At 44.6% G+C, this 13,886-nt stretch carries 10 protein-coding genes; 3 read left to right on the top strand and 7 right to left on the bottom strand.

The window, feature by feature from the left end; genetic code table 11:
* The 7 genes from GOU96_RS14570 to GOU96_RS14540 form a co-directional block, all read right to left on the bottom strand.
* Nucleotides 1-3,034, bottom strand: a 3,034-nt coding sequence (locus tag GOU96_RS14570) for an amino acid adenylation domain-containing protein (protein WP_324701989.1), incomplete at its 3' end; no start/stop codon positions are given.
* A 120-nt stretch (nt 3,035-3,154) separates the two neighbouring features.
* Nucleotides 3,155-4,420, bottom strand: a complete 1,266-nt coding sequence (locus GOU96_RS14565; RefSeq protein ID WP_001961499.1) for an MFS transporter — start codon at nt 4,418-4,420, stop codon at nt 3,155-3,157.
* 4 nt (nt 4,421-4,424) lie between these two features.
* The gene (locus tag GOU96_RS14560; RefSeq protein WP_324701990.1) at nt 4,425-6,368 is read right to left on the bottom strand and encodes a TonB-dependent receptor; all 1,944 of its coding nucleotides are present in this window, start codon (nt 6,366-6,368) and stop codon (nt 4,425-4,427) included.
* Between the two features lie 141 nt (nt 6,369-6,509).
* Complete coding sequence (locus GOU96_RS14555; RefSeq protein WP_001147209.1) at nt 6,510-7,481, bottom strand: helix-turn-helix transcriptional regulator; 972 nt, start codon at nt 7,479-7,481, stop codon at nt 6,510-6,512.
* Nucleotides 7,482-7,637: 156 nt separating this feature from the next.
* On the bottom strand, nt 7,638-8,612 hold the full coding sequence (locus GOU96_RS14550; RefSeq protein WP_001089507.1) for a helix-turn-helix transcriptional regulator: 975 nt from the start codon (nt 8,610-8,612) through the stop codon (nt 7,638-7,640).
* Nucleotides 8,613-8,982: 370 nt separating this feature from the next.
* Nucleotides 8,983-9,501 carry a hypothetical protein gene (locus GOU96_RS14545; protein WP_267781744.1) on the bottom strand — a complete coding sequence of 173 codons (519 nt, stop codon included), beginning with the start codon at nt 9,499-9,501 and terminating at the stop codon, nt 8,983-8,985.
* Between the two features lie 237 nt (nt 9,502-9,738).
* Nucleotides 9,739-10,137 (bottom strand): YgiW/YdeI family stress tolerance OB fold protein, encoded by a 399-nt coding sequence (locus tag GOU96_RS14540; protein WP_000831416.1) that lies wholly within the window; start codon nt 10,135-10,137, stop codon nt 9,739-9,741.
* Nucleotides 10,138-10,393: 256 nt separating this feature from the next.
* On the opposite strand from GOU96_RS14540, the gene GOU96_RS14535 reads away from it, so the two are divergent.
* The 3 genes from GOU96_RS14535 to darG all read left to right on the top strand — a co-directional run bounded on the left by GOU96_RS14535 (nt 10,394) and on the right by darG (nt 13,707).
* The gene (locus GOU96_RS14535; RefSeq protein WP_267781750.1) at nt 10,394-10,651 is read left to right on the top strand and encodes a hypothetical protein; all 258 of its coding nucleotides are present in this window, start codon (nt 10,394-10,396) and stop codon (nt 10,649-10,651) included.
* A 588-nt stretch (nt 10,652-11,239) separates the two neighbouring features.
* On the top strand, nt 11,240-12,583 hold the full coding sequence (locus tag GOU96_RS14530) for a DarT ssDNA thymidine ADP-ribosyltransferase family protein (protein WP_267781746.1): 1,344 nt from the start codon (nt 11,240-11,242) through the stop codon (nt 12,581-12,583).
* Complete coding sequence (gene darG / locus GOU96_RS14525; RefSeq protein WP_267781748.1) at nt 12,577-13,707, top strand: macro domain-containing protein; 1,131 nt, start codon at nt 12,577-12,579, stop codon at nt 13,705-13,707. The genes GOU96_RS14530 and darG overlap by 7 nt, the downstream gene beginning before the upstream one ends.
* Nucleotides 13,708-13,886: the final 179 nt, after the last annotated feature.

The following is a 13,886-nucleotide window of genomic DNA, read 5'->3' as shown; positions in this document are numbered from 1 at the left end:
CAGACGGCGCATGAATCGGCACCGCAAGACAACACTTGCACACTGCACGGCGATAACAGCGGTGATGAGTCACGCCATGACGCACACCTTGAATACGATTCAAGGCTGCATCAATCTCTCCTAGCTCAATGCGATGGCCGCCCACTTTGACTTGATTATCCTTGCGGCCAAGGAACTCAAGAGTGCCGTCAGGCCAATAACAGCCCATATCTCCTGTACGATACCAACGTTGGATTTGATGGCTATCTGGACAAACAGCATGAACAAATTGTGTTGCTGTTCGCGGTTCATCATTCCAGTAACCTTGAGCAACCCCAAGACCCCCAATCCAAAGTTCACCTTGCACCCAATCAGGGCAGTCTCGACCAGCCTCATCCACCACTCGATAAGCTTGATTGGTTAATGGGTAGCCATAAGGGATGGATCGCCAGTGCGGTTCAACGTGATTAACCAGATATTCGTTTGACCAAATCGCCGCCTCCGTTGCGCCGCCCATGGCACTGAAAGTACCGAGCGGACGGAAATAGCGGTAGCGGCCGGGTAGCGAGAGATCAATCCAATCACCAGAGAGCATCACTGTTCTCAGTTGTTGCGGTGTGTTGAATTTCATCCCCTCGCAAAAAGTGAGGAACATGTCGAACAGCGCAGGCACACTATTCCAAAGCGTGACACTATGCTGCGTGACCAGTGAATTCCAAGCCATAGGATCACGAGTTTGCTGCTCTTTAGGTAGCACTAAGGCTCCGCCGGCCGATAACACGCCGAAAATGTCATAAACCGAGAGGTCAAAATGCAGTGCAGCAACGGCGAATATTCGATCGGTATGGCAAACACGATGACGTTGGTTGATATCAAGACAAGTATTGAGCGCAGATTGGTGGGAGACTACCACCCCTTTCGGTGTCCCGGTTGAGCCGGAAGTGTAGATAATATAAGCCGCTTGCTCGGGTTGACGTGAGTATGGCGATGTCTCAAGAGCAATATCGCCATGGGTTTGCCAATCAATGTGAGTGGCTGAGCTCCATGCAAACTTTTGCGCGCAGGTCTCACAGCGCAGCACAATGCGTACATTAGCACTCTCTTCAATCGTTTGACGACGGCTAAGAGGCTGATTAGGGGCAATAGGGACATAAACACCACCGGCGTGCAAAATAGCCAAAACGGCAACGATTTGTCCAACCCCTTTTTCCATACTGATGGCGACATGCTCACCACTTTGCATTCCAGCGTTGAGCAGTGTCTGGGCTAGCCGTTTGGCTTGGCTTACCAGATCGTTATAACTTAGGATTTGTTCCGCAGTGATAAGGGCGGTGTTGCTTGGGTTGGCTTGCGCTTGCTCAAAAATTCGCTGATGCAGTAAACCCTGAGGCGGCTCACTAGAGGTCTGATTACGTTCAGCCCGGATTTGGCGTTGGCTGGTTGGAAGCAAGTCTGGTAAGGGGGACCGCCATGCTGCTTGTCCTTGTAGTGTATGCTCAACCAACTGAATAAAGGCGCTAAACAGCGTATCCAGTAGACCTTGCGCAAACAGTTCATCCACCCCATCCCATTGCAGTGCAACACCGTCACCTTGCTTAAACGCGACAAAATCGAGCCACACTTGTGGAGTTTGTGAAATTCCCCAACCGAGTTCACCTAGTGGGCTATGGGTATCATCACCAAATAGTGAATGGTTAAGATTACTGGTGAATACGATAGGGGCTCCGTAAGGATGGCTACCATGGCGTTTTAACTCACGCAACACCTCAACGCCAGACACAAAACGGTGTTCATAAATCTCAGCAAAACGTTGTTGCTGGGTTTGGCAAAGCTCAGCCAGACTGGCTTGGTTAATCTCGGTCGGTAAGAGCAGAATGTTAGTAAAGTCCGCGAGCATCTGCTGGACATGCTGGTTAAATGGGTGACAGTCAAATAAGGTTAGATTGAGCAACAACTGGCTTTGCCCACTCCAACGTGACAATACTGCGGCAAACAAAGTGGCAAGAGTCATGGTCGGTGTGACTTGATTGGCGGCACAGAGCGTTTGCAGTTGTTGCCATTGAGTTGGATTTAACCAATGTTTACGCCGATGGAAAGTTGGTTTTTTAACTAAGGATGGGTCCTGCACTAAGGGTAAGTTGGGCGCAGGCGGCAGCAGAGGCGATTGCGTTTGCCAAAAAGCATTAGCCGCTTTCTTTTGTGCCGCAAACTCTTGTTGTTCCTGCTGCAAATAACTGCAAAAGTCATAATCGGAAGTATGAGTAGGCAAGGTTTGGTTTTGCAAGAGTAGCGAGAGTTCATTGAAGAACAAGCTAAAGCTGGAAGCATCCATTACCAGCAGATCAATGCTGACATACAGACGCTGCCGATCATGAGTGAGCAAGGCAATTTGAAAATCGAAGGTTTGCCCATGTTCTACATCCAACACTTGATGACTCAATTGTTCACGAAGTGTGAGCATGGCTTGTTCAGCGTCATCATCGGTTAAATGGCGTAAGTCGTGCACCGTAATATGGTATGGAGCGTTAGGCGCTTTCCAGCATTGAGTTCCATCATTGTGGAAATGCACACAGAGCATGGGATGGCGCAGACGTAATTGATTCAGTGCCTGTTCAAGCGCGGAGATTTCAAGGCCGAGACCATTAAACTCCTGATACAGATGACAACCATTGCCACCTAAGGCTTGCTGCGGATCACGGCCGACATAATAAGCCAGTTGTACCGGGGTCATGGCAAAGGGGATGCCCTCTTTCATGGTGGGTAGCAAGTCAGGTTGGCGTTGTTCACTGACCGCGCCAGCATTACCTGTGAGATTACCCGCAAGCTTGCTTTGAATAAGCTCACCAATTTGTGCCAATGTTGGATTCTGGTATATCTCTTTTAGAGTGAGCTTACATCCGGCTCTGCGGCATTGATTTACCATGCGCATCATCAACATCGAATCGACCCCCAACTCAAACAGATTGTCTGTTGTACTGATCGTGTCAATGGAGAGGCCTAATGATTGGCAAATGGCCTCTCGAAAAGTGGATAAAATCAGGTGTTGTTCTGACATAAGACATCATACCCCGGCAAATTTTAGGCAAAACGCTCCCGCCTGATGAACCGTGCCATCATGCAGAAAGTGGATGGAATAGCCCGCGTTACCGCGAGCGAAGTTTAGAAATTAAGCGTGTTAAGAGACATGGCAAATATCCTTATTGCCTAGCCTTAGCTGGTAGGCGTGAAATTGATAGAGTGTGAGTAGGGCACAGAGAGTAACGCTGAATGTCAGCAGGTAATGAACTTGGTAACCAAACTGAGCAATGATCCAGCCACACAGCATCGCCATTAGCATTGCGATCAGCATATCCATGGATTGGAACAGAGAGAAATCAACCCCCGCTTGATCACCATAGGACCAGTCCATCATTAGGGTATAGAGTGCAACAAATTTGGCGGCAACCAACACTGTGTCCAATACATACAGCCCCTCTAAGCCGTAGGTGAGTGGCGTAATCTGTGCTGAATAGGAATAGAAAGTAAATCCGGCATACAGCAAGGCTTCTAACGCAAGGCAAACGAGTACCATGCTGATGGCGCTCACTTTTTTCATCAACCAACCACTTAGCCCAATCCCGATAAATGCAGTGATAATGCCGCCACCCGCTACCAATAAACCAAGCGCTTCAAGCTCAACGCCGTGATCGTACAAAAAAGGCATCATCATCGATTGCACACCGCGAGTACCTAATTGGCAGAGTGCCACCAATCCTAAACCTAGCGTCACCTTAGGATTGGTCAGTGCCGATTTGAGTGAAGGACGATGCGTAGGATGAAGTGGTTGTGATGTCTTGGACTTGCCAAATAGACGGGCGGTCGGTAGCGACATGAAAAGGAGCAATGCCATCAGTAGCAGAATGGCATTTTGCCAACTGACACTGGCAGTCAGGTAAATGAATAAGCCGCCACCAAACACGGCGCCCAGATAAGCCCCACCCACTTGCATCACATTGCCAAAGCGTCTTTGATCGGCAGGTAACACATCAACCGCTAAGCCATCCGTGGTGATATCAGCAAAGGTTGAAAGTAAAGCCAACGTGAGTACACCAACAAATAACAGCGTTTGGTCACTGATCACGGCGTTAAATGAGAAGGCTCCCAAAACCAGCAGCATACCTGTTTGCGCCAAGCCAATCAGGTAAGCGTGACGAGTCAAAGTAATGCCCTGTTGTCGAATGCTCTCCACATACGGTGCCCAAAGAAATTTCAGCGCCCACGGCAGCATGGCTAAGTAAAAAAGACCAATTTGAGAGGTAGAGACACCTTCTGAACGTAGTACTGCAGGGAGACCCTGCAGTGTAAACATACCAATCAGGCTTTGGGTGGTATAAACCCCCGCTAACAGACTGAGTAAAGAAGCTTTGCTCAGCGTAGAATGTTTGGCTGTTTGAAAACTCATCCTATTACCACTCAAGTTTGATATTGAGTCCGACTTCACGGCCGACCCCATAGTTACTCAAGGCGACGCTGGAGTTTGGAATTGGGTACGAATAGGTTTTGTAATCTTGGTCGGTCACATTATTGCTAAACAGGCGCATCGAAAGGTGCGGGTTTACTTGGTACTGAATGGCTAAGTCGACTAAGGTATAACCCGCTTGCGACAAGGTATTTGTTTCATTGAAAAAGACGCTTGAGGTATAGCGAGCATTCGAGGAAAGGGATACTGCACCATTAAACCAAGCTTGTGGTAATACGTAGTCTATCCCCGCCACCAGTGTGGTTTTAGGTGCGTACGGTAGTGTGTTCCCCTCAATATCGTGATTCCCCGATTTGAAGCTTGACTCACCGAAAGTGCCGCCTAGATTCAGGGTTAAATCATCTGTGGGATAGAAAGCGAGCTGCAGCTCTAAGCCTTGGCTTTGCGCTTCCCCTAAATTGCGCAGCACTTGGCTACCAGGATTCCCAGTATAGAGTTGAATATCATCCGTTTTTATCCAATACAGAGCCCCACTCAGGTCAACCATATTGTTAGCTAAGCGAGTACGCCAGCCCAACTCTCCATTGAGGGATTTCTCAGCGCTGTAGCCATTTTTATCACCGCTACTGCGTGGCTGTAAACTGAAGCCTCCTGGGCGATAACCACTTGATATAGAAGTAAATACTCTAGAGTTCGGTGTGATTTGCCAACCTAAAGCGGCTTTGGGGGATAGGGTGTTTTCTGATTTATTTTGTGCGTAAGCATCAATCATCCAAGACGGATTACCACTGTAATCCGCACGAGTCGAAAGGTGAGTGGCACGCAGCCCTAAAGTGAGATCAATCTGTTCATTGAGCGCATAAATGGCTTGACCAAACAGAGCGTATTGAGTTGCTTCAACCTGATTGGTTGCTTGAGAGCCTACGCCAAGTTTTGCATCGAAGTCGCGCTGTTCAAAATAAGCGCCAATTAGGGTAGATAAAGCATCGCTGACTTGCGTATTGGCGCGTAGCTCTTGGCTAAGAGTATTTTGGTCTTCTTGCCAAGTTCCACCAATAAACTGACGGTAGATGTTACGGTTTTGATAAGCCGTAACACTGGTCAATTGAGTCTCACCTAAATCGTAACCCATTTGCAGCGCATAGCTATTAACGATACGTTTGAGCTGAGGGATCGCTTGGCTCGTCATTTTTTGGTCAAATTCAGCTTGGGTGAGATACCACTCTTCATGGCTATCCAAGTGACTATTAGCGATGGACAACGTTGCCGTGAACGGTGAGTGGTGTGGTAAATAGTGTAGGCGAGCTAAACCACTGAATTGTTCGCTATCGTTAGCATCTTTGCGCTGAGTGGGGAGATGGTTAATATTACCGTTGTCTTTGATGGCGCGCAGCGCAATATCCGCATAAAGTGAGTCATTCAGTGACAGAGCTGCCGAACCATTCAGTTGTTCATTAAGATTACTGTAGCTCGCACTGGCCAGCGCCGAAGTTTGTCCGATGGCCTTGTTGGTGATGATATTGATGATACCACCTTGAGCATTACCACCGTATAAGGTGCCTTGTGGGCCTCTTAGCAGTTCAACGCGCTCAACATTGACCAGTGGCTGAGTTAAAAAGGCGCTATCTTGCAATACACCATCGACATAGACGCTAACGGTGGGAGAATAATAATCTGGTGAACTGATGCCGCGAATCGTTGTGTTGGCATAAGTACGATTACCGCGAGTTTGGATCAAAAGCCCGGGGAACACTTTCTCCAAATCTTGGACTTGATCGACTCCTGCACGCTCAAGCTCTTCCGCCGTTTTGACCAACACCGAACTATCAATACGGTTCAACAGAGTCGACTGCTTGCTTGATTCGATAACCATCACATCGTAGCTGGTTTCGCGAGCGAAAGTGCTGGAAGTGAACGTGGTTAATGCCATGGCTAAAGTCAGTGGTGAAAGTGTAAGGTTGTTCCTGGACATTAAGTCTGTTTCCTTTGGTGATCATTTTAACTGCATAGTGCCGATCGGGCTTTTAACCGGCTAACTGAATAAGGCATAAAAAGCGCGTGAAGCGACGTTTTATGAGGTTTTTTTGATAAGTGCGTTAGGCTGACCTGAGCTCTGTAGGCTTAAAAATGTAGAAGGTGTACAACCAAACTCTTTTTTAAAAGCCGCGGAAAAATGGCCATGATTGGAGTACCCCACCTCATGCGCAATGTGCGAGATGGTATAGTTTTCTCCGTTGAGCAGTTCAGCCGCTCTGGCCATTCTTTGTTGGGTAATATATTGATGAATTGTGGTATTGAGCTCCTTGCGAAAACCTTGTTTAAGAGAGGTTTCATTGGTGCCTACTCGGCGTGCGAGCTCAGTAATCGTTGGGGGGAGTGTGTATTCGCTATCAAGAATTTCAATCGCACGTTCAAGATGCGTATTACCATCATTCTGTGGATGAGCCGTGTCACCGCCGAGCAGATAACGAACGGCATCACTAATGAATGAATAACAAAGCTGTCGCTGGATGGCGCTGCTATGACCCTGTGGTTCGGCAAGTTTGAGGGCAACAAATTGCAGCGTACTGGGGGTGGGTTTGAGCAGAAAAAAAGGCTCTCTATGTTCTAAAGCGGGTTTCAGCTCCCCACCCATTTGCATAATATTGATATATTCAAGTAACAGAGAACGAGGTACTTGTAGCGCGAACAACTGAGTAACCTGAGGTTGGTAGCGACAAAGCCCATGCCGAGTATCAGAATAACAAAGTGCCATGCTATTGGCCGGAAGAATTTTCGCGCAGTTAAGGCCATTAATCTGGTAATACACCGCATTCCCTAAATTCAGCATAATAGTCACACTGTCGTATTCGGTTTTATCGGCAGTATCGAGCTGAGTGGGGATTTCAAATCGTCCTCTAAATTGGCTCAGCACCATATCATCATTCAGCAAACTGCAACGTAATGAAAATTCGCACTGTTCATGTTTGAAAATGATATTGCCATTGGTCTGTATCGATTCTTCCAATAAATCCAAATTAAAGGGAATGCGGTAGTAGGGCATAAGTAACAGCTATTTGTTGGATTTGTGAGAAAAGTTATCATTATCATGATTGCGTGTCCATCAAGCTATTAATACCCGCTATTCAACTGCTCAACAAAAAAACATATTCAACAAAACCAATACACATTACCGCTTATACATAATGCAACCTGTGCATTATGTGGCCTGACCATTTTTTCTGTATTGCAGAGGATTGACCCCAAAATGTTGTTTAAACAGCTTACTGAAATGCGAAGGACTGGTGTACCCCACTTGGTAAGCAATATCGATAATCGGTTGATCGCTGTGGCGTAATACTTCGGCCGCAATTTTCATGCGCGTATGCTGAAGAAGCTTAGAAAAGGTCGTATTGAAAAGCAGTTTAAAGCCACGTTTAAAACTGGTTTCATTAGTGCCCACCTGCCGACACAGCTCGCCGATACTCCAATTTTTTTCAGGCTCTGAGGCCATCATGGCGTGTGCTTGGCGTATACGGTTCAACGTTCGGTTGGAAATCGAACTCGAATCAAGGCATTTTTTATCACATTGTATGCTATCGAGTTTGCTGAGCAGCTTAGCCAAGCATTGATAAGCTTGAGATACCGCATACAGATTCTCAGTACCGCACTGCTTGCTTAATCCAACCTGCAGCTGGCTAATAAATTTTTGCATTTCAACTCGAGTATCAAACACAAAGCGACGCTTTTCCGTCAAAGGATTAATTCCATTGGCACGTAAGCTGTCACCCATTTGTTGATAAATAGAGGCCAAAAATTGGCATTCAAAACGAATATCGGCGATTTCGACATAACTGCCTGTTTCACTGATGAACACATCGTCAAATACATTCGCAGAAAAGATCAGTACGCTTTTACCTTGATGCAAATTCATAGGGTCGCACTCTTGACTATACCAAGTCAGTTGATCGCCTTGAATTACCGTCAGCAACCGTAAACAGAACTGATCTACATTGGCGTGAATTTGAGAAGAAGCGCATCGACCATAGCCAGAGAGGGTATGAATATGACAACCAAGGCATCCACCAAAAGACTGACAGACAACGGGTTGATGCACAGCCAGTAGGTTGGATTGATGGCTTGAACAATGGCTGGTTAATCGGATGGATTTAGGTTTTAAGTCAACGCTATTCATTTTAAATTCCATTCAATAATGCATGAGTCAGATCTACTCTCAATATTGCGTCTGTGTAATGAAAAGCGTGCCAGGTTAATAAATGGTAAGTTTTATTCGGTGTGTGCATTGTTATTATTGATTTTATAAAACTGAAATTTATTCTGTGATTTTTAGTGAGTGGCGTCTGCTCAATTCGGAAGTGATTTTTTATCACTCTTGGTCGGAATTGAGTATCTCCAAAGGCAATTAGGCGGCAAATTGAAGTCGAAAGGGCTGAAAACTTCAAAAACACCAGAGAGATAGGATAAAGAGGTGCAGGCGGCACCTCTAAAGGTTGGTATAGCCTTGCTTAAACGGGAACGTTAAGCAGGGGGCTCAAACAGAAAGCTTAAAACTGGAAGCGAACGCCCATACCGACTTGTGGCCCCCACACACCCGCATTACGCGCTTCTGCACTCAGCGAAAGCTGATCGGTTGAGTGAAAACGCACTCCAGCGATAAATACCGAATGGTCATCTAAACGGCCAAGTCTTAAATGTCCTTCCACCTGATTGGTGAGCCACGCACGAGCACCAAGGTTGAATTCCAGTTGAGTATCCTTCTCGCCGCCCAATTCTTTAGGCATACGAATGTTGTGTACCAACATCTGCCCATACACATCGGCAAATTGATTAATCGGGCCATTAAAACCGATGCCGCCTGCGATATCCCAATCACTATCCAATTGAGAGTCAATACGAGCAATAAAGTGCGAGTTATCGGTAAAGTAGGTGCTAAATTCCACACCGCCAGATTCAGGGTTCATTGCGGTTCTGAACTCAAGAAAATTGTAGTTAAAGTTATTGGCAAGGGCAGGAGTGGCAAGAGTAAGGCCCAGCAGCAGGTTCAGGTGCGTTTTTTTCAGCATAATGACGTTGTCCGCAAGCAATCAAATAGGTGGCAAAGATACCGTAACAAGAAGCAAATTACAGGCCATTTATTTCAATACCTTGCTTTTTGAAGGCTTTTTCGTCAAAAAATTGAAGGAGAGAAAGGCGCACCAGCCAAAATATAAAATGCGGAGCGAAATCGGGTAAGTGAACCTTGGAGAAAAAAGTACAGCGATGTCCGAAAACATCGCTGTACTACAGAGTTTGCGCAGTGATTACAGCAGCTCGATATGATCCACTTCAATCTCAGGCGTGCGGCCGTTTTCAAACTCCCCAAACAGGCGCACTTTGGTTTCTGGCGTGAGCGTCGCGTTCAGGTGAATATCATCATCCAGCTCTACCTGAATTTCGTTGCTGCCATCAGAGAACATAAAGGTGTCTTTGCGCAGTTGGCGAACCAAATTGCCTTCCACCACGACTTTCTTCTCCATAAATGGGTTGGATGAATCCAGCAGCGATTGCACCTTCACCACTTCTACAGGGCCTTGGAACTGAACGCCAGCTTGAGTTTGGTTGTCGCCAATAAATTTAATGTGTTGCGCGTTATCCGCCGCGATAACCAAAGTGGGTGCCAGAATCAGAGCAGAAGTCAGAGCGATAATAGTACGTTTCATGGTTTTTCCTTTTTTCATCAATGTGTCTCGAAGGAGACTGTTTGTTGTCTTGATGTGGCTATTAAACGCTATCGGATTTGAACCAATACTGAGGCAACGATTAATATTCGGTTCATTTTTTAGGACAGGATTTATCCAACACTTCGCTCTCAATCTCAGTCGCCATCTATACTAGAGATAGAAATGTCATTGTGCGTGGGGGGAAGAGATGCGAATTCAATATAAGGTGCTGATAGGTGTTATCTTGTTTTTTCCTATGATCGCCTTCGCCAAAATTAACATGGCGGAAGTGAATGCCTACGCTTACGAAGGATTGGCCGATATGTGCGCCAATTCTCGCCATATCACTGGTGAGCAGCAGAAAGAACTGCAAGCGATATATCTACAAATCAAACACACTCGCCAAAAAATCTTACCCGCCAATAACGATTTTGCTCACTACGCCGCCAAACAGTTATGGGATATTCACACCACTCCGCACTATGAAGAGTGCATTTCTCTCCTCAAAAAATAGTCACAACCAGCCCAATAAAGCCAAAACGAAAAAGCCGCCCCGAAAGGCGGCTGAAAGTGTGCAAGCAAAGGTATTAAGTTGAACCTGTCGTTCAGCACAAACCTTAGACTGAATACTTGCGGCGCTCAACCCTGTCGTGTATAAAACGTGAATAGCAACTGTATTCATATGTAATTGTGGTATGTATTAGTTGCAGGTGAGGCATTGTTGAGGGTGATGGGTTGGGGGTTGAAAGTGGTGTCTAAAGATGTGAGGGGGATGTCAAACGATAATCCCCCATTGTGAGTTAACGTTAATATATTAATGTTCTGCTTCGAGCGAGAATCAGATGCTTGACTTCAATCTATTTTCGGCTTGTTAGTTGTAAGTTTCTCATGGCGTCAGGAAAACGAGCTATGTGCTCGCTTTTATCCTCTCGCAACTTTGGCTTTAAAGGCAGAAAGCTATTTGTAGCAATAAGTTATCCATTATGATAAAAATTTCTTCAGTAGAAACACGAGACGGTTCGCGGCAGAAACACGACCGGAACACTAGTAGACTAAGATTGTTAGTGCACCAATCGAACACCGGGTTAGCGAGGAATAACATATGAGCATTCCACAGGGACTAAAAGGAAGATACGCGTATCATTTTACTTTGTTCGATAACCTAGAATCGATCATTGATAGTGGATTCTTGTGTACAAATTTAAAGAATGCTCGTGGAGTATCTCACAAGAACATTGCTGAGCAAGGGATTCAAGGGAGAAGGAGCACTATGCTTGTGCCGTGCTCCGGAGGAAAATTTGTTCACGACTACGTTCCTTTTTATTTTTCAAAAAAAACATCTATGCAACTTAGTGTAATTAATAAGAAGAATGTAGACCAGCCATTATTGTTATATTTTGCAATTCCGATAGAAATTCTTGAACAAAGAGAGGGAGTTGTATTTTCTGATGCTTCCGCAAATACAGATACTCCTCCAAATTTTTATAATTTATCATCAGCAAATATGCTTGAATCTTTAAATTGGGTGGCTATTGATGATAAAAAGTGGGGGTGCCCAACAGATGAATATCGGCATCAGAAAATGGCAGAGCTGCTTATACCAGACAGCGTAGACATTTCCGAAGTCTCTTACATCGTTGTCTGGAATGCATGGATAAAGGAAAAAGTGGAAAAGATATTCCTAGCTAAAGGAAGAAAGCCACCAAAAATCCAATTTGATTCAGATCACTACTACATTAATTTTTACGAAGGCGGTCAAGAATCAATTATAACTGGTCCTATATTTCTAAAAATGGAAGTTGATAATACAATTGCAGAAATATGTAGAAGCGCATGTGGTCATAAAAAATATGAAAGTATTCGTGCCTCACTAGATGCTATAGCACTTAATTTTTCGTCGATAAAAGAACTTGATGATATTGATGGATTAAGAGCCAGTTACGGGCCACATACCGATGATGTTGGCACACATAGCAGAAAAGTAGCTGAAGGCCTTAATCAGTTGCGCGAATATAATGAACTATCAGAAGAGGATAAAGAAATTGTTCTGTTGTCAGCGTATTTACACGATATAGGAAAAGGACCAAAATCTCGATGGGGGAAAGATGGTATGACTCGGGCTGATAATGATCATGCCGTTAAGTCCTTACCTATGTTAAAGAGAATCCTCACTGAAGATATTGGAGGGCTTAGTGAGGAATCAATAAGGAAAATAGTGATTTTGGTGACCTATGATGATCTGATTGGAGATATTGTTGCTAGAGATCGCGATGAAAATCAATTGGTCGATGTTATTGAAAATGAAAACGATCTAAATATGCTTATAGCTCTTGCTAAGGCAGACATGAATTCAATCAATATATCTTGGGTAATATCTCATGGGCCATCGATTGAAGCTCTAAAAAGCAGAATGCTTCAAGTTTTAGGGTGCAATAGTCTATGCTAGAGTTTGTTAAAGGTGATTTCTTCGATTTTGATGCTGACATTAGAATCAATACGGTCAACTGCGTTGGCGTCATGGGTGCTGGTGTAGCTCTAGCTTTCAAGAAAAAATACCCTGAGATGTTCAAGGAGTATGCTCGGCAATGTAAAGAAAAAGAAATTGCTCCCGGAAAACCTACTGTTTGGAAGCAAGGAGATATGTTTTCGAAAGGAATTGAAATCATAAATTTTCCTACAAAAAATCATTGGAGAAACCCCTCTGAATATGAGTATATTGAAGATGGTCTCATCTGGCTTTCTAATTACTTAAAGAATAAAGAAGGGTTGACGATAACATTACCTGCACTTGGCTGCGGACATGGCGGTCTAGATTGGGGGGAAGTTAAGCAGCTTATCATAAAATATCTTGAAAGAACGTCAAACAATATTCTTGTGTTTGAGCCTGAAGCATCTAAAAAGGCTGGAAACAATCTATCAATCACGCCTGAAAAAATATCCGAACTTAAGAATCTAGGTGTGAACCTTGTAAGGAAGAATGAAAAGCATTATCCGATTGGATTGACACGCTATACAGAAAAAAATCTCTGGGTTCTAGGGAACTTAACCACAGAATTTGATATTGCCATAATCTCTGGAACAAAGCCTAGCGAGGAAGAAAAGTCTGCCGTCAATAAGCTAATAAAATATTGCGAAGTTAACAATCATAGTGTTTTATTCGGTGGCTCTGCATTCGATAAGCGAATGGCTTTAGTTGCTATGAAAAAAGGAGTTAAAACTGGGGTTTTTCTGCCGAGCGGTATTTATAATTCCGCTGAGAAAATGCGTGATAAGGGGGATGGTGGAAATATTTCTATTCTTTCCATAGGTGACCCTTTTACAGCATTTGATAAAAGAGAATATATGCCCTCTGTTCTTAGTCGTATATTTATCTGCAAGTCAGTATTCTTTACAACCAATAGACTTAAATGGATTGAAAAGCAAAGAGATATTATTTTAAAAAACAATATACATTCATATTTCATTAAATATGAAGAACTTCAGGATGATGATTATTTGGCGGCTATCAGGATAAATTCTGAGCCAGTGAACGTTGTTGGTTGTGATTTCTCAACAGAGATCAAGCCCTAATATTCTGCTACTGACGGACTAGCAAAAGCTCCGGCTCCGCCTATGATTTTGCCAGCCGCAGAGCCGAGCGTTGAAGATCTGTTTCTGGCACTGAGCCGTCCTTTCGGCTCAAACTCATTTCTGTCCATAAACGCGTTATCCCAAAATCAGCAATAGACTCCAAACGACCACTAATCCAG

The organism is Vibrio sp. R-1 (assembly GCF_035615595.1).
GTDB classification, from domain to species: domain Bacteria; phylum Pseudomonadota; class Gammaproteobacteria; order Enterobacterales; family Vibrionaceae; genus Vibrio; species Vibrio cholerae.
This window is presented reverse-complemented; position numbering and strand designations above follow the sequence as displayed.

Coding starts and splice junctions, on each gene's coding strand:
- darG (WP_267781748.1), top strand. CDS start 12,577: ATGCTAGAGTTTGTTAAAGGTGATTTCTTCGATTTTGATGCTGACATT.
- GOU96_RS14530 (WP_267781746.1), top strand. CDS start 11,240: ATGAGCATTCCACAGGGACTAAAAGGAAGATACGCGTATCATTTTACT.
- GOU96_RS14550 (WP_001089507.1), bottom strand. CDS start 8,612: ATGAATAGCGTTGACTTAAAACCTAAATCCATCCGATTAACCAGCCAT.
- GOU96_RS14555 (WP_001147209.1), bottom strand. CDS start 7,481: ATGCCCTACTACCGCATTCCCTTTAATTTGGATTTATTGGAAGAATCG.
- GOU96_RS14540 (WP_000831416.1), bottom strand. CDS start 10,137: ATGAAACGTACTATTATCGCTCTGACTTCTGCTCTGATTCTGGCACCC.
- GOU96_RS14535 (WP_267781750.1), top strand. CDS start 10,394: ATGATCGCCTTCGCCAAAATTAACATGGCGGAAGTGAATGCCTACGCT.
- GOU96_RS14545 (WP_267781744.1), bottom strand. CDS start 9,501: ATGCTGAAAAAAACGCACCTGAACCTGCTGCTGGGCCTTACTCTTGCC.
- GOU96_RS14560 (WP_324701990.1), bottom strand. CDS start 6,368: ATGGCATTAACCACGTTCACTTCCAGCACTTTCGCTCGCGAAACCAGC.
- GOU96_RS14565 (WP_001961499.1), bottom strand. CDS start 4,420: ATGAGTTTTCAAACAGCCAAACATTCTACGCTGAGCAAAGCTTCTTTA.